Source organism: Rugosimonospora acidiphila, from assembly GCF_039543385.1.
Classification (GTDB): Bacteria; Actinomycetota; Actinomycetes; order Mycobacteriales; family Micromonosporaceae; genus Rugosimonospora; species Rugosimonospora acidiphila.
The window spans coordinates 208,070-226,938 of the sequence record NZ_BAABJQ010000001.1 but is presented as its reverse complement, the minus strand read 5'-3'; the positions used below and the strand labels follow the sequence as shown (position 1 = coordinate 226,938).

General features: G+C 71.2%; 20 protein-coding genes and 1 riboswitch. Of the genes, 5 read left to right on the top strand and 15 right to left on the bottom strand.

Annotated features, from left to right (window positions below; translation table 11 throughout):
• The first annotated feature begins 21 nt into the window (after positions 1–21).
• The gene (locus tag ABEA87_RS01120; RefSeq protein WP_345625724.1) at positions 22–963 is read left to right on the top strand and encodes an aldo/keto reductase; all 942 of its coding nucleotides are present in this window, start codon (positions 22–24) and stop codon (positions 961–963) included.
• A 43-nt stretch (positions 964–1,006) separates the two neighbouring features.
• On the opposite strand, the gene paaE is transcribed toward ABEA87_RS01120, so the two are convergent.
• Genes paaE through paaA form a run of 5 tightly spaced genes read right to left on the bottom strand, consistent with a single transcriptional unit; the run spans position 1,007 to position 4,754 of the window.
• Positions 1,007–2,116, bottom strand: a complete 1,110-nt coding sequence (gene paaE / locus ABEA87_RS01115; protein WP_345625166.1) for a 1,2-phenylacetyl-CoA epoxidase subunit PaaE — start codon at positions 2,114–2,116, stop codon at positions 1,007–1,009.
• Positions 2,113–2,601, bottom strand: coding sequence for a 1,2-phenylacetyl-CoA epoxidase subunit PaaD (paaD, locus tag ABEA87_RS01110; RefSeq protein WP_345625165.1), 489 nt, complete (start codon positions 2,599–2,601; stop codon positions 2,113–2,115). The genes paaE and paaD overlap by 4 nt, the downstream gene beginning before the upstream one ends.
• Positions 2,598–3,302 carry a 1,2-phenylacetyl-CoA epoxidase subunit PaaC gene (gene paaC / locus ABEA87_RS01105; protein ID WP_345625163.1) on the bottom strand — a complete coding sequence of 235 codons (705 nt, stop codon included), beginning with the start codon at positions 3,300–3,302 and terminating at the stop codon, positions 2,598–2,600. The genes paaD and paaC overlap by 4 nt, the downstream gene beginning before the upstream one ends.
• Complete coding sequence (gene paaB / locus ABEA87_RS01100; RefSeq protein ID WP_345625161.1) at positions 3,299–3,583, bottom strand: 1,2-phenylacetyl-CoA epoxidase subunit PaaB; 285 nt, start codon at positions 3,581–3,583, stop codon at positions 3,299–3,301. The genes paaC and paaB overlap by 4 nt, the downstream gene beginning before the upstream one ends.
• Positions 3,584–3,611: 28 nt before the next feature.
• Positions 3,612–4,754, bottom strand: a complete 1,143-nt coding sequence (paaA, locus tag ABEA87_RS01095) for a 1,2-phenylacetyl-CoA epoxidase subunit PaaA (protein WP_425570684.1) — start codon at positions 4,752–4,754, stop codon at positions 3,612–3,614.
• A 273-nt stretch (positions 4,755–5,027) separates the two neighbouring features.
• On the opposite strand from paaA, the gene ABEA87_RS01090 reads away from it, so the two are divergent.
• Together ABEA87_RS01090 and ABEA87_RS01085 are read left to right on the top strand one after the other, a co-directional pair.
• The gene (locus tag ABEA87_RS01090; RefSeq protein WP_345625160.1) at positions 5,028–5,957 is read left to right on the top strand and encodes a hypothetical protein; all 930 of its coding nucleotides are present in this window, start codon (positions 5,028–5,030) and stop codon (positions 5,955–5,957) included.
• Positions 5,958–5,966: 9 nt separating this feature from the next.
• On the top strand, positions 5,967–6,893 hold the full coding sequence (locus ABEA87_RS01085) for a hypothetical protein (RefSeq protein ID WP_345625159.1): 927 nt from the start codon (positions 5,967–5,969) through the stop codon (positions 6,891–6,893).
• 112 nt (positions 6,894–7,005) lie between these two features.
• On the opposite strand, the gene ABEA87_RS01080 is transcribed toward ABEA87_RS01085, so the two are convergent.
• The 4 genes from ABEA87_RS01080 to ABEA87_RS01065 are packed head-to-tail and all read right to left on the bottom strand — an operon-like array spanning position 7,006 to position 10,262.
• Positions 7,006–7,854: a menaquinone biosynthetic enzyme MqnA/MqnD family protein gene (locus ABEA87_RS01080; protein ID WP_345625158.1), complete on the bottom strand. Its 849-nt coding sequence runs from the start codon at positions 7,852–7,854 to the stop codon at positions 7,006–7,008.
• Between the two features lie 37 nt (positions 7,855–7,891).
• Complete coding sequence (locus ABEA87_RS01075; RefSeq protein ID WP_345625156.1) at positions 7,892–9,175, bottom strand: MFS transporter; 1,284 nt, start codon at positions 9,173–9,175, stop codon at positions 7,892–7,894.
• Between the two features lie 40 nt (positions 9,176–9,215).
• A complete protein-coding gene (locus ABEA87_RS01070) occupies positions 9,216–9,914 on the bottom strand; it encodes an ArsR/SmtB family transcription factor (protein WP_345625154.1) in 699 nt (232 codons plus the stop codon).
• Between the two features lie 45 nt (positions 9,915–9,959).
• Positions 9,960–10,262 (bottom strand): type II toxin-antitoxin system PemK/MazF family toxin, encoded by a 303-nt coding sequence (locus ABEA87_RS01065; RefSeq protein ID WP_345625152.1) that lies wholly within the window; start codon positions 10,260–10,262, stop codon positions 9,960–9,962.
• 297 nt (positions 10,263–10,559) lie between these two features.
• Between ABEA87_RS01065 and ABEA87_RS01060 the strand changes: the two genes are divergently transcribed.
• Both ABEA87_RS01060 and ABEA87_RS01055 read left to right on the top strand, forming a co-directional pair.
• Entirely contained in the window at positions 10,560–12,542 is a 1,983-nt protein-coding gene (locus ABEA87_RS01060) for a HelD family protein (protein ID WP_345625149.1), read from the top strand.
• A gap of 69 nt (positions 12,543–12,611) precedes the next feature.
• The gene (locus tag ABEA87_RS01055) at positions 12,612–13,379 is read left to right on the top strand and encodes a VOC family protein (RefSeq protein ID WP_345625147.1); all 768 of its coding nucleotides are present in this window, start codon (positions 12,612–12,614) and stop codon (positions 13,377–13,379) included.
• Here ABEA87_RS01055 and ABEA87_RS01050 read toward each other — a convergent pair.
• From ABEA87_RS01050 to mqnE, 6 genes are all read right to left on the bottom strand, one after another.
• A complete protein-coding gene (locus tag ABEA87_RS01050; protein WP_345625145.1) occupies positions 13,366–14,136 on the bottom strand; it encodes an ABC transporter ATP-binding protein in 771 nt (256 codons plus the stop codon). The genes ABEA87_RS01055 and ABEA87_RS01050 overlap by 14 nt on opposite strands.
• A 1-nt stretch (position 14,137) precedes the next feature.
• On the bottom strand, positions 14,138–15,229 hold the full coding sequence (locus ABEA87_RS01045) for a FecCD family ABC transporter permease (protein ID WP_345625720.1): 1,092 nt from the start codon (positions 15,227–15,229) through the stop codon (positions 14,138–14,140).
• 199 nt (positions 15,230–15,428) lie between these two features.
• Positions 15,429–16,379 carry an ABC transporter substrate-binding protein gene (locus tag ABEA87_RS01040; protein ID WP_345625143.1) on the bottom strand — a complete coding sequence of 317 codons (951 nt, stop codon included), beginning with the start codon at positions 16,377–16,379 and terminating at the stop codon, positions 15,429–15,431.
• A 106-nt stretch (positions 16,380–16,485) separates the two neighbouring features.
• Positions 16,486–16,555: riboswitch (cobalamin riboswitch) on the bottom strand.
• 131 nt (positions 16,556–16,686) lie between these two features.
• The gene (locus ABEA87_RS01035; RefSeq protein WP_345625141.1) at positions 16,687–16,944 is read right to left on the bottom strand and encodes a DUF4229 domain-containing protein; all 258 of its coding nucleotides are present in this window, start codon (positions 16,942–16,944) and stop codon (positions 16,687–16,689) included.
• Between the two features lie 20 nt (positions 16,945–16,964).
• On the bottom strand, positions 16,965–17,585 hold the full coding sequence (locus tag ABEA87_RS01030) for a hypothetical protein (protein WP_345625140.1): 621 nt from the start codon (positions 17,583–17,585) through the stop codon (positions 16,965–16,967).
• Positions 17,573–18,745 (bottom strand): aminofutalosine synthase MqnE, encoded by a 1,173-nt coding sequence (mqnE, locus tag ABEA87_RS01025; protein ID WP_345625139.1) that lies wholly within the window; start codon positions 18,743–18,745, stop codon positions 17,573–17,575. Before mqnE ends, ABEA87_RS01030 begins: the two co-directional genes overlap by 13 nt.
• Between the last annotated feature and the right edge of the window lie 124 nt (positions 18,746–18,869).

The window sequence follows — 18,869 nt, the reverse complement described above, 5'->3', positions numbered from 1 at the left end:
AGGGTCGAGGTCATGGCAGATATGCGCTTCCGCCGGCTCGGCGCGTCGGGGCTGGTGGTCTCGGTCGTCGGCATCGGCTGCAACAACTTCGGCCGCAAGGTGGATCTTGACGGTACCCGCGCCGTGGTCGACGCCGCGATCGAACACGGGATCAACCTGTTCGACACGGCCGACATCTATGGCAACCCGCACGGCGCCTCGGAAGAACTGCTGGGAGCCGCCCTCAAGGGCCGCCGGGACGACGTGGTGATCGCCACCAAGTTCGGGATGGACATGGAGGGTGTCAACGGGGCCGACTTCGGCGCCCGGGGCTCCCGCCGGTACATCCACCGGGCGGTGGAGGCCTCGCTGCGCCGCCTCGGTACCGACTACCTCGACCTCTACCAGCTGCACCGGCCCGACCCGCAGACCCCGATCGAGGAGACCCTGTCCGCGCTGGACGACCTGGTGCGCGCCGGAAAGGTCCGGTACCTGGGCAACTCCAACTTCAGCGGGTGGCAGATCGCCGACGCGGCCTGGACCGCCCGGTCGGCCCACCTCACCCCGTTCGTCAGCGCGCAGAACGAGTACAACCTGCTGGAGCGGGGAGCGGAGCAGGAGGTGCTGCCGGCCTGCGAGCGGTTCAACCTGGGCATGCTGCCGTTCTTCCCGCTGGCCAGCGGCCTGCTGACCGGCAAGTACCGGCGCGGCGAGCAGCCCCCGGCCGGCGGCCGGCTCTCCGACGAGCGCTACGCGCAGCGGCTGGCCAACGCGCCCTGGGAGACGGTCGACGCGCTGCAGGACTTCGCCGACAAGCGCGGGATCAGCCTGCTGGAACTGGCGATCGGCGGCCTGGCCGCCAAGCCGGCCGTGGCCAGCGTGATCGCCGGCGCCACCCGGCCGGAGCAGGTCGCCGCGAACGCCGCGGCGGGCGCGTGGGTCCCGTCGGCCGAGGACCTCGCCGAGCTGAACGCGATCGGTTGACCGACCGGGCGGGCCGGCCCCGGAGCGATCCGGAGCCGGCCCGTCACGCGTCGTAGTCGACCGTCAGCGCCTCGGTGACCGGACTCGACTGGCAGGTCAGCACGTACCCGGCGGCGAGCTCGGCCGGCTGCAGGGCGTAGTTGCGCGCCATCCGCACCCGTCCGTCGATCACCTTCGCGCGGCAGGTGGAGCAGACCCCGCCCTTGCACGCGTACGGCAACTCCGGGCGTACCCGCAGCGCGGCGTCGAGTACCCGCTCGTCGGCCCCCATGGTGAAGGTGGAGGCACGCCCGTCCAGCAGCACGGTGACCGTCGCACCCGCCTCGGGCGCCGGCTCATCCGCCCGGCGCGTGGGCACCGGCGAGTCGTCGACGTGGAACAGCTCGGTGTGTACCCGCTCCGGGGCCACCCCACGCGATTCGAGCGCCGCGCGAGCATCGGTCACCATGCCGTACGGGCCGCACAGGAACCACTCGTCCACGCCGGCCGGTTGCAGCAGCCCGTCCAGGATGCCGCCGATCCGATCGCCGTCCAGCCGGCCGGAGAGCAGTTGGGCGTCGCCCGGCTCCCGGGACAGCACGTGGACCAGGTGCAGCCGGGACGGATCCCGGTCCTTGAGGTCGGCCAGCTCCTCGATGAACATCACCGACCGGGCGTACCGGTTGCCGTACACCACCGTGAACGTGCTGCCCGGCTCGGTGGCCAGTGCCGTGGCCACCAGGGACAGGACCGGGGTGATGCCGGAGCCGGCGACGATCGCCGCGTAGCGCCGGCTGCGCTCCGACCCGAACTCGGTGATGAAGTGGCCGAGCGGCGGCAGCACGGTCAGCGCGTCGCCGGGTCGCAGGTCGGTGGTCACGTACCCGGAGAACACGCCGCCGGGTACCTGCTTCACGCCGATGCGCAGCCGACCGTGGGCCGTCAGCTCGTCCGGCGTGGAGCAGATCGAGTACGAGCGCCGGACGTCCTGCCCGTCCTCCACCCGCCGGACCGTCAGGTGCTGCCCGGCGCGGAACGCGAACGTCTCCCGCAGCGGTTCGGGCACCTCGAAGGTGATCGCCACCGCGTCGTCCACCAGCCGGTCCACCGCGGCCACGGTCAGCTCATGGAACCGCGGCCGCTGCCGCACCGGCTCGACAACCGTCTCGGTCACAGCGGCTTCACCTGGTCGAACGGCTCGTGGCAGGAGCGGCAGCGCCACAGCGCCTTGCACGCGGTCGAGCCGAACTCCGACAGCCGCTCGGTGTCCAGCGATCCGCACCGGGGGCACTTGACCGACAGCGTCAGCGGGACCGGGCCGGCCACCCGGCCCGGGGGTGCGATCCCGGCGGAGGACAGCTTGGTCCGGCCCGACTCGCTGATCCAGTCGGTGCTCCAGGCGGGCGCGAGAGCCGTGACGATCTCCACCTCGGGGTAGCCGGCGCCGGCCAGCGCCGTCCGGATGTCCGCCCGGATCATCTCCATGGCGGGGCAGCCGGAGTAGGTAGGGGTGATGGTGACGATGATCCGGCCGGCCCCGTCCATCTCGACGGCGCGCAGCACGCCCAGGTCCTCGATGGACAGTACCTGCAGCTCGGGGTCGACGACCGCCGCCACCACGTCGCGCGGGGTGGTCGCGGTGTGCGGACGGGCGGTCACCAGCGGGCCCCCGGGTGCGCCCGGTGCAGCACCTGCATCTCCGCCAGCAGGTAGGACAGCTGCTCGGTGTGCCGGCCGTCCCGGCCGCCACCGGGCGCCCAACCGTCTGCCGGCCGCCGCACCGTCGCCCCGGCCAACACATCCTCCACTGTGGACAGCCACGGAAGGCGCAGGTCGGGTTCGTCCTCGAACAGCTCATGGGTGTACGGCCACACCTCGTCCACCGCCGCCTGCATGCGCTCGTGCGACACGTCCGTACCGTCGCCCAGCCGCGCCGTCCACATCGCGGCGTGGTCGAGGTGGTACGCGGACTCCTTGACGGCCTTCGCGGCGATCGCGGCCAGCCGCGCGTCCTCGCCGGCGGCCAGGCGCTGATAGCGCAGCCGCTGGTACGCGGCGAGGAACAGCAGCTTGGCGATCATCACGGCGAAGTCCCGGTCGGCCAGCTCGACCAGCAGAACGTTGCGGAACTCCCGGTCGCTGCGCAGGTAGGCCAGCGCGTCCTCGTCCCGGCCGGCACCCTCGAGCTCACCGGCGTAGCTGAGCAATAGCCGAGCGGCGCCGAGCTGGTCCAGCGCGATGTTGGCCAGCGCGACGTCCTCCTCCATCTCCGGCGAGCGGGTGCACCACTGGCCCAGCCGCTGCGCCGCCACCAACGCGTCGTCGCCGAGGGCGAGGAGCCGATCGAGGTGGGTGCTCACAGGTGCGCAGCCCCCTCGGGTACCTCATAGAAGGTCGGGTGGCGGTAGACCTTGTCAGCCGCGGGGTCGAAGAACGTGTCCTTCTCGTCCGGGCTCGACGCGACCACCTCGGCGGCCGGGACCACCCAGATGGACACCCCCTCCTGACGCCGGGTGTAGAGGTCACGCGCGTTGCGCAGGGCCATCTGGGCGTCCGGCGCGTGCAGGCTGCCGACGTGCGAGTGAGACAGCCCCCGGCGGGGCCGGACGAACACCTCCCACAGCGGCCACCCGTCGCTCATGCCGGATCCTCGCTTCCCTGACGGTCGCTCACGCGGCGACCTCCCGCATCCGGGCGGCCTGCTTTTCGGCGTACGCCTGGGCCGCCTCGCGGACCCAGGCACCCTCGGCGTGCGCCGCGCGCCGGTGCGCCGCGCGCTGCCGGTTGCACGGCCCATCGCCCTTGATCACGCGCATCAGCTCGTCGTAGTCGGGCTGGGTGTAGTCGTACGCCTGGCGCTGCTCGTTCCAGCGCAGGTCGGGGTCGGGGAGGTCCAGTCCGAGGACCGAGGCCTGCTGCACGCACATGTCAACGAAGCGCTGGCGCAGTTCGTCGTTGGAGAAGCGTTTGATCCTCCAGGTCATGGACTGCTGGGAGTGGGTCGAGTCGGCGTCGGGCGGGCCGAACATCGCCAGCGACGGGTACCACCAGCGGTCCACCGCGTCCTGCGCCATCACCTTCTGCTCCGGCGTGCCGTGCGCGAGGGTGTGCAGGATCTCGTACCCCTGCCGCTGGTGGAACGACTCCTCCTTGCAGATGCGGATCATCGCTCGCGCGTACGGGCCGTAGGAGCAACGGCACAGCGGCACCTGGTTGACGATGGCGGCGCCGTCCACCAGCCATCCGATGGCGCCGACGTCGGCCCAGGTCAGCGTCGGGTAATTGAAGATTGAGGAGTACTTCTGCCGGCCTGCCAGCAGCAGCTCCACCAGCGTGTCCCGGGACACCCCCAGCGTTTCGGCGGCCGCGTAGAGGTAGAGCCCGTGCCCGGCCTCGTCCTGCACCTTGGCCAGCAGGATCGCCTTGCGCTGGAGAGAGGGCGCCCGGCTGATCCAGTTGCCCTCTGGCTGCATACCGATGATCTCGGAGTGAGCATGCTGGGCGATCTGCCGGATCAGGCTCTGCCGGTAGCCGGTCGGCATCCAGTCGCGCGGTTCGATCTTCTGATCGGCGTCGATCACCGCGTCGAAGTAGCGCCGCAGCTCATCCTCGTCGGCCTCGGCGCCCGGACCGGCGTCCTGGCCGGCGACCGACGCGGCGCCCGCCTCGCGCAGGGCCCGCTCGGCGGCCGCGACCTCGTCGAGCAGGTGCGACGGCCCACGCGACGGCCCGCCGCCGGCCGGCCCGGAGCCGCCGGAGACCGATCCGGACTCGCCCGCATCGTCGGGGACATTGAAGTCGTTGCCGTACACGTGACCAGTGTTACAGCAACTGCCGTTCCGGGCAATGGCATGTAACAACGACGTTGAACCAACGTGAATGCCCTGCCCGAAGGTCGGCAGCTTCTATGTGATTTCGGGCACGAGAGCCTCCCACAATCGTCAAAGCCCACACTTACCGAGCCCTGATCTTGTGGGGATTGGCTACAACGGGTGGACGCAATCCGTGGACGGACCGAGTACCGTCGCTGGACGTAACCCCCGATAACCGAATATCCCCCCGACCGGTTTGGAGTCATCATCGCCATGCGCCCCCGCGTGGTCATGTCGGTGTGCCTGGCCATCGTGGCGGTCGTCGGAAGCGTGCTGCTGCTCGTGCCGACGACCCGAGCGCAATTGGCGGCTTTCGGCACGCACAGCAGGGCCGCCGCCAACCCCGGACAGTCGCCGTCCCCCAGGGCGAAGACGGCCGCGCAGCCCGCGCCGCCGCCGCCCGAGCTGCGCGCGCCGGCCGATCCGAACGCGGTAACGTCCGGCACCTCGACGACGACCTTCTTCTCGTGGGCGTTCCTCGACCTGACCAACAAGACGATCACCGGATCGGCCAACAGCGCTACCGGCACCAACTCCACCGAGTCCATGGTCAAGGCCTGGATCGCCTCGGACTACCTGCGCGACAACCCGAACCCGAGTCCATCGGTGCTCAATGACCTGCACCTCATGATCATTAATAGCAACGACGACATCGCGCAGGAGTACTACGTCAAGGACGGCACGAACGCGGTCATGCAACGGATGATCAAGATGTGCGGGCTGACCAACACGGCGATCTACCCGTACTGGTGGTCCAGGACCCAGATGTCGCCACGGGACGCGGTCAGGTACGGCGACTGCGTCGCCGACGGTACGGCGGCCGGTCCAAAGTGGACCTCCTGGATCCTCACCCAGATGCGGGAGGTCCAGGGCAGCGTCGCCGACAACAGCCCCTCCAACGTCAAGGTGCAGGGTGGCCGCTGGGGCATCATCGACGGCCTCCCGGCGAACCTGGTGCCGACCACCTCGATCAAGAATGGCTGGACGTATTACGGTCCCGGTTGGCACGTCAACTGCCTGGCCATCAACCCGGGGCACTGGGTACTCAACGTCATGATGCAAACCGATACGAACTCATTGCAGACGGCCGCTAATGTCTGCGCGGGAGTCGCCCGCCAACTGACGTACACCCCGGAGATCTGACCCACCCTCATGCGCACCCGAACCCTCGTCCTCCTGTGTCTTGTCGTCGCCGCCGTGGCCAGCGTGGTCTCGGTGCCGCTCGCGTACGCGGGAAGCCACTCGCCGGCCACCCCGTTCGGTACCGCGAAGACCGCCTCGCAGCCCAAGCCGCCGCTGCCCACGCTGGTGATCCCGGCGGATCCGAACTCGATCAAGGCGCCGGCCAACCTGGACTACTTCGGCTGGACGCTGATCGACCGGCAGACCGGACAGAGCGCGGGCTCGGCCAACGCGGAGACCACGGACAGCACCACCGAGTCGATGATCAAGGCCTGGATCGCGGCCGACTACCTGCGCCACCACGACAATCCGGCGCAGTCCGACCTCGACGCGCTGAACTCGATGATCATCCACAGCGACGACAACATCGCCCAGACATACTTCGTGGCCGACGGCGGCGAATCGTCGATCGACGAGCTGGTGCAGGTGTGCGGGCTGAAGGACACCCACGAGGCGTCGGGGCCGGTGGCCGGTAAGTGGTCGTACACCATGATGTCGCCGGCGGACGCCGCGCGGATGGGCCTGTGCATCGCCGACAACAAGGCCGCGGGTGCGAAGTGGACGCCGTGGCTGCTCACCTCGATGAAACACGTGGTGGGCTCGGTGCAGGACCAGCAGGCGACCACCGGCGGCGGGCGGTGGGGCATCATCGACGGGCTGCCCTCGTACCTGCAGTCCTCCACCGCCATGAAGAACGGTTGGACGGCCCAGGTCTACAACGACGACGACTGGCACATCAACTGCCTGGCCATCAACACCGGCTGGGTGCTGGCCATCGAACTCAGGTACCCGTGGACCTCCCCGGACGGCCGGTGGGAGGACGCGGACAACCTGGCCGTCGGCGCCAACGACTGCGCGGCGGTCACCAAGGAACTGGTCGGCGTACCGGCGGGCTGACCGTCGATCACCGCAAGGCGCTCAAGCCTCCCGCGAACGCTCCAGCCCACTTGCGAACACTAGGGCCCGGCCGATCGGCCGGGCCCTAGTGCGATAAGTCGAACGCGCGTTCTCAGTCGACGAAGAAGTCCGGCCGGCCGGTCGGCAGTGCCGGCGCCTCGCCCAGTTCGGCGGCGCGGCGGGCGAACTCCGACAGGCCCGCCACCTGCCGATCCCCCAGTGAGAAGTCCAGCGTGCGGAAGTAACCCGCCAAAGTCGCGGCGTCGAACGGCTCCCACCGGGCCGCCGCGGTGGCCACCTCGTCCAACTCCGACAGGCACAGGTCGCGTGAGCGAAGGAACGCCTGGTGGACGTCCTTGACCACGCCGGGGTGGGCGGCCGCGAAGTCGCGGCGCACCGCCCACACCGCGAACACCATCGGCAGGCCGGTCCAGTCGCGCCAGGCCTGGCCGAGGTCGGTCACGCTGAGGCCGCGTTTGGGCGCCTCGTACAGGGCGCGCAGCGCGACGTCGCCGATCACCACGCCCGCGTCCGCCTCCAGCAGCATGGTGCTGAGATCCGGCAGGCAGCGGAAGTACTCCGGCGTCACGCCATATTGCTGCTGGAGCAGCATCTTGGCGAGCAGTACGCCCGTGCGGCTGGTCGAGCCGAGCGCCACCCGGCGCTGGTCGAGCTGATCGAGCGGCCTGGTGGAGACCAGGTTCACCGACAGCACCGGCCCGTCGCTGCCCACCGCGAGGTCAGGCAGCAACAGCAACTCGTCCGCGTGGCGGAGGTACTCGACCAGCGAGATCGGGGCGATGTCCAGCCTGCCCTCGACCAGGTCATCGTTGAGCCGGTCCGGGGTGTCCTTGTGCAGGTCGAAATCCAGCAGGGTACCGGAGCGCATCAGCCCCCAGTAGATGGGCAGACAATTCAAGAACTGGATGTGACCTACCCGCGGTCGCTGCGATGTGCTCACCTGTCGCACGCTACGCCGTGCCCGGCCGTGGTGAAGCTCACGCCGGCACATCGATCGCCGCACCGGCGTCCGGGTGCCCGACGGGAGCGGGGAGCGCCCCGGCCATCGACCGCTCGCGGGCCGCGGCCCGCAACAGCGGGGCCATGAAGATCAGCGCGATGGCCAGCCCGAACAGGCCGGAGGCAGCGACGGTCGCGCGCACCGACAGCACGCCGAGCACCACCCCGCCGGCCACGAAGCCCACCGCGCTGGCCCCGTTGGCCACGGCACCGTACGTCGCGAAGGCCCGCCCCCGGAATTCCGCCGGAGCACGCCGGCCGAGCGTCAGGTTCGCCGCGACGTTCTCCACCCCGTTGGTGACACCGCCGAGCACGAACAGCGGCACGAGGACGGCGACGTTCGGCACGGCCGACATCGCGAGCACGCCGAAGCAGGTGAGCAGCAGTGAACCGGCCATCATCCGGGCCACCGCCGCGTCGCTGCGGGCGCGCCGGCTCAGCAGCCAGGCCCCGATCAGCATTGAGCCGTCCCAGGCCGCGGTGAGCAGCCCGTACACCGTCGTGCTCGAGTGCAGTACGCCACGCACGAAGAAGACGTCGGCCACGTTGACCGCGCTGACCGCCGCGATCAGCGCACCGAACAGCACCACCATGGTCCACACCAGCCGGTCGTCGCGCAGCCGCCAGGTCACCGCCGGCACCGGCGCGAATACGGCCGCGGATGCGGTCACCTCCGGGCCGGCCGCGGTACCGCCCCGGCGCCGGGTGCCGATCAGCAGGCCGGCGGCCACGATGGCCAGGTAGCTCACCGCGTCGAACAGCAGCGGTACCCGCAGCCCGAACAGCCCGACCAGCACGCCGCCGAGGGCCGGCGCGACCAGCATGCCGATCGAGCCGGCGGTCTGGTTGAGCGCGCTGGCCCGGGGCAGGTCCTCGTCGCGGACCATGGCCGGCAGCAGCGCGGCCAGGGTCGGCTGGGTCTGCGCGTACCCGCAGGCCAGCAGCGTGGCCAGCCCGATCAGCGCGTACACGTTGGACACGTACACCATGGCCACGCAGACCACGGCCTGGCCGATACCGGTGACGACCAGCAGCAGCCGGCTGTCCACCCGGTCGGCGAGCCGGCCCGTCCAGCGCACCAGCACCACCGGCGGCACGGCGGCGGCGAGCAGCAGGGCGGTCACCGCGTAGCTGCCCGCTCCCCGTTGCTGGAGCACCAGCAGCAGCGCCGTGGCGGCGAGGAAGTCTCCGCAGCTGGAGATGGCGCGGGCGACGGCGGCCACAGCAACGTCGGACCAGCGGGACTCAGATGTGAAGGACATACTTCGAAGTATGTCCTTCACATCTCGGAGTTGGCAATCCCTATGGCGCCCCTGTCGGGTCGTCTGTCGGAAACGCGCGGAGCATCACGGAGACCGTGCGGGCATCCGGCGGTGGATCGACCCGATCGCGCTTCCTGTACTGACGTACCAACTCTTCGATCGCTCCGCCGAGCGCCTTGAGCTCATCGGCGGTCACCAGGATGGCCATCTGGGAGAGCTGGACCGCGCGCTGCCACTCGGCCGGCTCACTCATCCGCCGGGCCAGGAACTTCCTGGTCTGGGCGTCCTCCCAGGCCAGGAACGTCGAGATCAACCCGTCCTCGGCCGCCCGCGCCTCCGGCGTGGCGTCCACGCCCGCGTCGACCGAGTACCCGCCGGCGACCGTGCTGCGCCACACCCGCTCGCGGGCGTCGCCCCGGCCCGGCGCCTCCTCGATCAGCCCCACCTTCGCAAGGGCACGCAGGTGGTAGCTGGTGGCGCTGGGCGACAGCCCGACGATCTCCGCGCACTCGGTGGCGGTGGACGGGCCGTTCTGGCTGAGATGCTCCAGGATCTGGATCCGCGCGGGATGGGACATCGCCCGCATCATCCCGATGTCGCTGATCAGCGGGTCGCCGTTGGGCGCCATGGGCAGGCCCGGGCCGGCCAGATCGCTATGAGCCGCACCGGGACGAGCCGGTAGCTTGCCGGCCGATGCGTTCGCGGCCGCGGTGGGGTCGGTCGCCGGATTCGTTGCCATCCGGTCAAGATAACGGGGCGAGCGCGGCGGGATCAGTAACCAGACCTAGAGATCAAGATCGTAGGCCGCGGCGATGGCCAGCTCGAGCGCCTCCTCCTGCCCGGGCAGCAGATGACCGATGCGCCGGCCGAGCGTCGAACGGGGCACGGTCGTGATGTTGTCGCACGAGATCACAGAGTCGTGGTCGAGACCGTTGGCCTTGCCGACCGGAACCTCGGTAGAGAGGCCCCGGATGGTGCTTGTGATCGGCGCCACGCTCATCGACGCGAGAAAGGGACGGACCTGCTCACGGGTGAGGACGAGTACCGGACGGGTCTTGTCGAGTGCCGCCAGGTGGATAGGCCGCATCAGTCGATGTCTATCGGCTGTGCCGTCGCCCACCCTGCCAGACCATCGAGGTCGCGCCCTTCAACCTCGGCGGCGTATATGGCCGCGTCACCCCGCACCGCTCCGATCGCTGATCAAGTTCTCGGGCGCGCACGGCTGCGCGCTAATTCGATGGAGCGGCCCGGTGGTGGCGGCGTATCGTAGTTGGTCGCTTGACGGCCGCGGTGAGTAGCACCGCAGCGGACGTCGTCGCGCCGGGCGTCGGCCATCCGCCCCCGGACACGCGAGCGGACAGCCGAGTTCTTCAAGGAAGCCAGCATGCCCGCATCCGACCTCGACGCCGATCTTGATCATGAACGGGAACATCTCACCAGCTCGCGCACTGCCCTGAAGCGGATGCGCGAGGGCGCCGAGGCCCTGTACGCCGTCGGCGGCGACGTCGCCGGCGACGGCTACGGCGCCGAGAGCCTGGGCCGCGCCCTGTCCCGCCGGATCGCCGAACTGGCCGACGACCCGACCACCCCGCTGTTCTTCGGCCGCCTCCGGTTCGGCGACGAGGGCGACTACCACATCGGCCGGCGGCACGTCACCGACGAACGCGGCGAGCCCATGGTGCTGGACTGGCGCGCACCCATCTCCCAGTCGTTCTACCGGGCCTCGGCCGGTGACCCGCAGGGCGTCGCGGTGCGCCGCCGGTTCGGGTTCTCCGCCGGCACGCTCACCTCGTTCGAAGACGAACACCTCGACCGGGGCGAGGAACTGGGCACCGCCAGCCGGATCCTGACCAACGAGATCGAGAGGCCGCGCGTCGGCCCGATGCGCGACATCGTGGCCACCATCCAGCCCGACCAGGATGAGCTGGTCCGCGCCGACATCGAAGAGACCATCTGCGTCCAGGGCGCGCCCGGTACCGGCAAGACCGCGGTCGGGCTGCACCGGGCGGCATACCTGCTGTACCTGCACCGGGAGCGGCTGCGCCGCTCGAAGGTGCTGATCGTCGGCCCGAACCGGGCGTTCCTGCGGTACATCGCGGCGGTGCTGCCCGCGCTCGGCGAGATCGACGTCGCGCAGTCCACCGTGGAGGACCTGCTGACCACCGCCGTCCGGGGCAGCGACAGCGCCGAGGGGCAGGTGGTGAAGCACGATCCGCGGATGGCGGAGGTGCTGCGCCGGGCGCTGGGCCGGTACGTGCGCCGGCCGGAGGAGCCGATCGCGGTCTCGGACGGAGCGTACCGGTGGCGGCTGCCGGAGACGGTACTGCGCCGGCTCGTCGACGACGTACGCCGCGAGGATCCCCCGCACGCGATCGGCCGGGAGCGGGTACGCGCCCGGGTGGTGGCGCTGCTGCAACGCCAGGCGGAGGCGCGCAGCGGCGAGTCGCCGCCGGAGTCGTGGGTACGCCGGATGGGCCGGTCCGCGGCGGTCGTGTCGTTCCTCGACGCGTGCTGGCCCGCGGTCACGCCCGAGGCGCTGGTCTTCGACGTGTTGAGCGATCCCACCGACGCGGCCGAGGGCATCCTCAGCGAACCGGAGCAGGCGGCCATCCGCTGGGCCAAGCCGGCCCGCTCACCCAGGGCGACCCGCTGGTCGGCGGCCGACGCGGTGCTCATCGACGAGGCGGCCGGCCTGATCGACCGGCTGCCCAGCTTCGGCCACGTGGTGATCGACGAGGCGCAGGACCTGTCGCCGATGCAGTGCCGCGCCATCGCCCGGCGCAGCGAGCACGCCTCGCTGACGCTGCTCGGCGACCTGGCCCAGGGCACCGCGCCCTGGGCAGCCCGGAACTGGGCCGACTCGCTCGAGCATCTGGGCAAGCCCGGCGCCGCCGTGGTGCCGCTGACCATCGGGTTTCGGGTACCGCAGGCGGTGGTCGCGCTGGCGAACCGGCTGCTGCCGGCGCTGGGCGTGGACGTCGCGGCGGCCACCTCGCTGCGCGGGGACGGGTGGCTGCGGGTACAGGAGGTGTCCGATGTGGACGCCGGCACGGTGGACGCGGTGCGGGCCGCGCTGGAGCAGGACGGCTCGGTCGGAGTGATCGCCGCGGACTCGGCCGTCGACCGGCTGGCCGCGGCGCTGCGGGCGGCCGGGCTGGACAGCGGGGGCGCCGAGGACGAGAGCCGGATCACGGTACTGCCCGCCACCCTGGCGAAGGGTCTGGAGTACGACCACGTCATCGCCGTGGAGCCGGCCGAGATCGCGGCGGCCGAGGCGCGCGGGCTCAACCGGCTGTACGTGGTGCTGACCCGGGCGGTGTCCCGGCTCGCGGTGATCCACTCGCGGCCGTTGCCCTCCCCGCTGTGACGAGTTTCCCCATATCGGCGCGCGCCGGCGCACCCCGGTGCCAGGATGCGTTCGACGAGGGGAGCTGTCATGAAGATGTCCCGGTACCTGCCCGGCACCCCGTGCTGGATCGACCTCGGCTCGCCCGACCTCGACGTTTCGAGGGCGTTCTACACCGACCTGTTCGGCTGGACCGCCGAGGTCTCGCCGGACCCCGCCGCCGGCGGGTACACCACCTTCCACCAGGGCGGCTCTCCCGTGGCCGGAGCTGGCCAGCTGATGAGCGACTCAGCGCCGCCGGCCTGGACCTGGTACGCGGCGACGGACGACCTGGACGCGACCGCCGCCCGGGTCGAGGGCGCCGGCGGGAAGGTGATGGTTCCGCCCATGGACGTGCTCGGCATCGGTCGGATGGCCGTGTTCATGGACACCACGGGCGCGCCGTTCTCGGCCTGGCAGGGCGGCAGTTTCCCGGGTGCGGGGATCGTCAACGAGCCGAGCACCTTCTGCTGGAACGAGCTGATGGTCCGCGAGGCCGACGCCGCCGCCGACTTCTACGGCCGGGCGCTGGGCTGGACCACGCAGGCCAGCGACCAGCCGGGCGTCGCGTACACCGAGTTCAAGTGCGGCGATCGGTCGGTCGCCGGGATGATGCCGATGACCAGCGACCGGTACCCGGACGACCTGCCCAGCCACTGGATGGTGTACCTGGCGGTCGCCGACGTCGACGAGACGGCGGAGCGGATCGGGCAGCTGGGCGGCGTGATCTCGATCGAGCCGACCGGCTCCCCGGCGGGGCGCTTCGCCGTCGCGGGCGACCCGTGCGGCGCGGTCTTCGGGATCGTCACGCTGACCTGACCGGCACCACCAGCGGCCCGAAGTCGCCGTCCACGACCCGGACCCGGGCGCCGTAGTGCCGGGCCAGCAGCTGTTCGGTGAGCACCTCGCGGGGGGTCCCGGCGGCGGCCACCCGGCCGCCGGACAGCAGCACCATCCGATCGGCGAACTCGCCCGCGATCGACAGGTCGTGCATGGTCGCAAGCACGGTCAGCGGGCCGTCCCGGCGCAGCTGGTCGACCAGCTCCAGCACCTCCTGCTGGTGCCCGATGTCCAGGGCCGTGGTCGGCTCGTCGAGCAGCAGCAGGGTGGCCCCCTGGGCCAGCGCCCGGGCCAGGAAGACGCGCTGGCGCTCGCCGCCCGACAGCGACTCCAGCCGGCGCGCGGCGAACCTGGTCAGGTCCAGCCGGGACAGGGCCTGATCGACGGCGGCCAGATCCGCGGCCGACTCGCGACCCAGCGGCCGGATGTACGGGGTGCGGCCCAGCAGCACGTAGTCGAGCACCACCATGCCGGGCGGTACCACCGGATCCTGCGTCACCATCGCCACCAGCCGGGCCCGGTCGCGCCGGCTCAGCACCGCGCTCGAACGGCCGAACAGCTCGATCGTGCCGCGGAATCGCACCAGCCCGCCGACCGCGCGCAGCAGCGTGGACTTGCCGGCCCCGTTCGGGCCGATCACGGTTACCCACTCGCCCTCGGCGACGGTCAGGCTGACCCCGCGCACGATCTCGCTGCCGTCCAGGTCGACGCCGACATCCCTGATCTCGACCGACATGTCAGGCCCGCCGGGAGCCGCGCAGCACGATCACGAAGAACGGCGCGCCGAAGAACGCGGTGACCACGCCGATCGGGATCTCGTTCGGTGCGAGCAGGGTACGGGCCGCCAGGTCCGCCAGGGTCAGGAACGCGGCGCCGAAGAGCAACGACAGCGGCAGGATCACCCGGTAGCTGGAGCCGGCCAGCAGCCGGACGGTGTGCGGCACGATGATCCCGACGAAGCCGATCAGCCCGGACACGGACACCGCCGCCGCGGTGCCCAACGACGCCGCGACGATCAGGATGATCCGGGTGCGCTCGGGGTTGGCGCCCAGGCTGGCGGCCTCCTCGTCACCCACCGACATCACGTCGAGCTGGCGCCGGTGGGCCAGCACCACCACCGCCATGGCGACCGTGTACGGCAGCAGGAGCAGCACGTCGTGCCAGCCCGCCGTGCTGAGCGAACCGGAGAGCCACGAATACACCTGGCGGATGGTCTGCGCGTACCGCTGCATCAGGAAGGTCTGCCCGGCGGTGAGGAAGCTGGCCACCGCGACACCGGCGAGGATCAGGGCGGCCGGGCCGCGGTACCTGCCCCGGCCGGATCCGCTCGCGCCCAGCGCGTAGGTCAACCCCACCGCCACCAGCGCACCGACAAAGGCCGCCGCCGGTACGGTGAGCGGAGTCGCCCCGCCGCCGCCCGCCGCCCCGGTGTCGATGGCGTGCGAGACCACGATGGCGGCGGTGGCGCCCAGGCCAGCGCCGGCGGCGGCGCCCAGCAGGTACGGGTCGGCCAGCGGGTTGCGGAACACGCCCTGGTACGTGCCGCCGGCCAGGGCGAGCGTCGCGCCGACCAGCAGCCCGAGGACCACCCGGGGCAGCCGGAGCTGGGTGACGATGGCCGCCTCGGTGCCGGTCAGGCCGCTGTGCAGGTGCACGCCCGGTACCAGGTCGATCAGCTCCAGCGCCACGCCCGCCGGGTTGAGCCCGACCGGCCCGATGGCGAGCCCGGCGAGCGAGGCGATCACCACAGCCGCCACGCCCGCGGCGAGCCACCCGGCCCGCAGCCGGCCCACCCGCGACCGGCCCACTCGCAGGGCGTCGGTGCGCAGCGAGTCGGCCCGCGGCGCGTCAGGCCGCGACGACCCGGCGACGGGCGATTGGGTGGTCGGCGGGTCGATCACCGGCGAGTCGGTGGCCGGGGAGTCGGTGGCCGCTGGCTCGCCGGTCGCGGCCGCACCCGCCGTCACGGTCGCACCCGGCCCCGGCCCGGGCCCCGGGTCCGGGTGCCGGCGGGGCGCGAACGCCGGCTCACGAAGCCGGTACCTTCTCCACCGCGTCGGTGATGTCCTTCACCAGGTTGACGACGCGAGGGCCCCAGCGCGAGGCGATGTCGTCGTCCAGCGCGACGACCCGGCCGTCGCGCACCGCGCTCAGCCCGCTCCAGCCCGGGCGCGCCGCCACGGTGCTCGCCGACTGCTGACAGCACTTGGTGTCGGCCAGGAAGATCAGATCCGGATTCGCCTTCACGATGCTCTCCGCGGACAGCTGCGGGTACCCGCCAGCCTTACCGTCGGTGTCCGCCGGGTCGGCGATGTTGGTCAGCCCGACCATGCTGAACAGGGAGCCGATGAAGGTCTTCGACGTGGCTGAGTAGTAGGTCTGGTCGAGTTCGTAGTAGTAGGTCAGCGGCTTGGTGCGCTTCGGCACGTCCTTGACCAGGCTGGCGATGCCGTCCTTCATCTGCGTCACGGCATTGGCGGCCTGGCTCTGGTGGTCGGTGAGCCTGCCGAGGTCGGTCAGCTCCGTGTACGAATCGTTCAGGGTGGCGGCCGCCGGCATCACGTACACCGGGACCTTCAGCTTGGTCAGCTGCTGCTTGATGTCGTTGATGTCCTCCGAGATGACCACCAGGTCCGGGCTCTTCGCGGCGATCGCCTCGGCGTCGGGCTGGTACCCGGACAGGTTGGTCTTCGGCACGCCGGCCGGGTAGTTCGACTGATCATCCACGGCGGCCACCTGGCTGCCGGCACCGATCGCGAAGAGCATCTCCGTGCCGGTCGGGGTCAGCGACACGATGTGCGTGGGGCGCTGGGAGAGCGTGACACCGCCAACGGTGACCGGGAACGCCGACGCGCTCGTGGCGGGCCTCGCGGACGTGGCGGGTGTGCTCGATCCGCAACCGGCGACCAGGCCGGCGACGGCCAGGGCGGCGAGCGCCAGCGCGGCCTTGCGCGGGCCTACCGTGGCGTACTTGGTCATCTGTCCTCCTGTCGGTCGAGGCCTGGTGCTTCGCCGACGGGACGGGTTCCGCCCGCGAGAATGCCCCTCCTCGAGAGCGTGGTTCCGCGATCCGCGCGGCAGGCGACCTGGCTCGTCCCCGCCGGCACGACCGGTGGGGCATCACAGTTGCGGGACAGCGCCGGAGTCGCACCGGCTTCGCTGCGCACGAACGGGTAGACGGTAGCTCACCGTGGCTCCGGCCTCGGCGCCACCGCCCTCAGGCGGGGCGTGGGGCGCTCCCCCGCGCCGCGATCCGGCTCGGTCGCGCTCCCCGCCGAGGTCTGGCTCAGTCGTCCTCGTCGTCGCCGGCCAGGGCGGAGCGCAGCTTGGCCTTGTCCGCTTTGCGGCGGGTCACCGCCTGGTCGACCTGGCCGATCATCTCCATGCGCCATTTGCGCAGCAGGACGAACTGCAGCCCGAACGAGGCGATGATCGCGACCATCAGCTTGACGAGCAGATCGATGTCGGGCACCGGCCACAGCACCAGCGCCACCACCACGAACAGGCCGACTCGACCCAACGTGTACTTGACCGCGGGGCTCACCGATCTCACCTCTCACGCACCTACCGGTGGGCCAGCCACCGGACGCCGAAGAACCACAACAGCGTGTAACTCAGCGTAGCCACCGCCGCACCGATATCGCCCACGCCCAAGGGCGGCAGGAAGTCCGCCAGACCACCCACCACCGAGCCCAGGACCAGCCCGATCGCCGCGGCGACGACCGCCACAACGATCCGTAACCCTACTCCCGGCCAGGCACGGAACTCCTCGGCGAACAGCCAGACCGGGAGGATCGCGATGAGCCAGCCGGAGGCGTGCCCGAACGTGCCGAGCTGGATCAGGGCGAAGATGCCGTCGATCGCGGCCAGCGCGGCGAGCCCGACCACCAGCCCAAAGATCACCTGTCCGAGCAGGTCGACCAGCCTCGCGTCGGGCCCGGTCGCCCGCCAGGGCCCGGCGGCCTGCGGCCGGCCGCCACCCTTGGAACCCTGCCCGCCGCTCCGGCCGCCACCCTGCGGGCCCCGGCCCGAACCCCGCGCGCCCTGCCCACGGCCCTGGCCCGCGCCCTGCGCCGCCGGTCCACGGCCCTGGCCCTGTGCCGCCTGGCCCGCGCGCCGAGGGTCGCCGCCCCGGCCCCGTGGCGGGCGGCGGCGTCCGGAGCCGGCGCTGTTCAGGCCGCCCATACCTGCTGCGGCTCGGCGCGGCGCAGCGCGAGCGGCACCGGGGGCTCGTGCTCACGGACGATCTCGTACCGCGTGTTGCGTTCAACCGGTTGGAAGCCCGCGTCCCAGATCAGGTTGAGCAGGTCCTCCCGGTGCATCGTGGCCGGGGTCCCGTAGTTGTCCGCATCATGCGTGATCTTGTATTCGACCACCGAGCCGTCCAGGTCGTCGGCGCCGAAGTTGAGCGAGAGCTGCGCCACCGACAGCCCGTGCATCACCCAGAAGCACTTGACGTGCGGAACGTTGTCGAACAGCAGCCGCGAGACCGCGAAGGTCTTCAGCGATTCGGCCGGCGCCGCCATGGTGGTGCGCTCCTGGAGCCGGTTGCGGATCTTGCCGTCCGCCGAATCGACGAAGTCGTGCTGGTATCGCAGCGGGATGAAGACCTGGAAGCCGCCCGTCTCGTCCTGCAGTTCGCGCAGGCGCAGCACGTGGTCGACCCGGTGCCGGTGCTCCTCGATGTGCCCGTACAGCATGGTGCTCGGGGTCTTCAAGCCCTTGCCGTGCGCCAGGCGGTGGATCCGCGACCAGTCCTCCCAGTGCGTGGCGTGGTCGACGATGTGCTGCCGGACCTCCCAGTCGAAGATCTCCGCCCCGCCGCCGGTCAGCGACTCGAGCCCGGCGTCGATCAGCTCGTCCAGGATCTCGTCGGCGGGCCGGCCGGAGATCTTCTCGAACCAGTGGATCTCGGTGGCGGTGAACGCCTTGAGCGACACCCCGGGCAGCGCGGCCTTCAGCTCGCGCAGCACCCGCGGGTAGTACTTCCAGGGCAGCGTCGGGTGCAGGCCGTTGACGATGTGCAACTCGGTGAGCTGCTCGTCCTTCATCTCGGAGGCCTTGGCCACGGCCTCCTCGACCCGCATCGTGTACGCGTCCTTCTCGCCGGGCTTGCGCTGGAATGAGCAGTACGCACAGGCCGCCGAGCAGACGTTGGTGAGGTTGAGGTGCCGGTTGACGTTGAACATCACCCGGTCGCCACTGCGCTCGGTGCGCTTCTGGTGCGCCAGCCGGCCCAGCCAAGCGAGGTCGTCGCTGGCGTACAGCGCCTCGCCGTCGGCGCGGGTCAGCCGCTCACCAGCGGAGACCTTGTCCTCGAGCTCGCGCTTGAGTCCCGCGTCCACGTACCCCGCCTCCTGTCGCCCCGTCGCCCGGCCCGGTATCCGACCGCGGTCGCCGGACTCCGAGCCTACGTCCCACCCGTTGGTACCGGCGCGCCGCCCGCCCCACGCCGACAGATCCCCGTCA

What these genes read in the sequence shown, in the direction of transcription:
- ABEA87_RS01050 (WP_345625145.1), bottom strand. Translation starts at nt 14,136, where the DNA reads ATGTCGGTCGAGATCAGGGATGTCGGCGTCGACCTGGACGGCAGCGAG.
- ABEA87_RS01060 (WP_345625149.1), top strand. Translation starts at nt 10,560, where the DNA reads ATGCCCGCATCCGACCTCGACGCCGATCTTGATCATGAACGGGAACAT.
- ABEA87_RS01075 (WP_345625156.1), bottom strand. Translation starts at nt 9,175, where the DNA reads ATGTCCTTCACATCTGAGTCCCGCTGGTCCGACGTTGCTGTGGCCGCC.
- ABEA87_RS01090 (WP_345625160.1), top strand. Translation starts at nt 5,028, where the DNA reads ATGCGCCCCCGCGTGGTCATGTCGGTGTGCCTGGCCATCGTGGCGGTC.
- paaB (WP_345625161.1), bottom strand. Translation starts at nt 3,583, where the DNA reads ATGAGCGACGGGTGGCCGCTGTGGGAGGTGTTCGTCCGGCCCCGCCGG.
- ABEA87_RS01040 (WP_345625143.1), bottom strand. Translation starts at nt 16,379, where the DNA reads ATGACCAAGTACGCCACGGTAGGCCCGCGCAAGGCCGCGCTGGCGCTC.
- ABEA87_RS01070 (WP_345625154.1), bottom strand. Translation starts at nt 9,914, where the DNA reads ATGGCAACGAATCCGGCGACCGACCCCACCGCGGCCGCGAACGCATCG.
- ABEA87_RS01065 (WP_345625152.1), bottom strand. Translation starts at nt 10,262, where the DNA reads ATGCGGCCTATCCACCTGGCGGCACTCGACAAGACCCGTCCGGTACTC.
- ABEA87_RS01120 (WP_345625724.1), top strand. Translation starts at nt 22, where the DNA reads ATGCGCTTCCGCCGGCTCGGCGCGTCGGGGCTGGTGGTCTCGGTCGTC.
- ABEA87_RS01030 (WP_345625140.1), bottom strand. Translation starts at nt 17,585, where the DNA reads ATGGGCGGCCTGAACAGCGCCGGCTCCGGACGCCGCCGCCCGCCACGG.
- ABEA87_RS01055 (WP_345625147.1), top strand. Translation starts at nt 12,612, where the DNA reads ATGAAGATGTCCCGGTACCTGCCCGGCACCCCGTGCTGGATCGACCTC.
- ABEA87_RS01085 (WP_345625159.1), top strand. Translation starts at nt 5,967, where the DNA reads ATGCGCACCCGAACCCTCGTCCTCCTGTGTCTTGTCGTCGCCGCCGTG.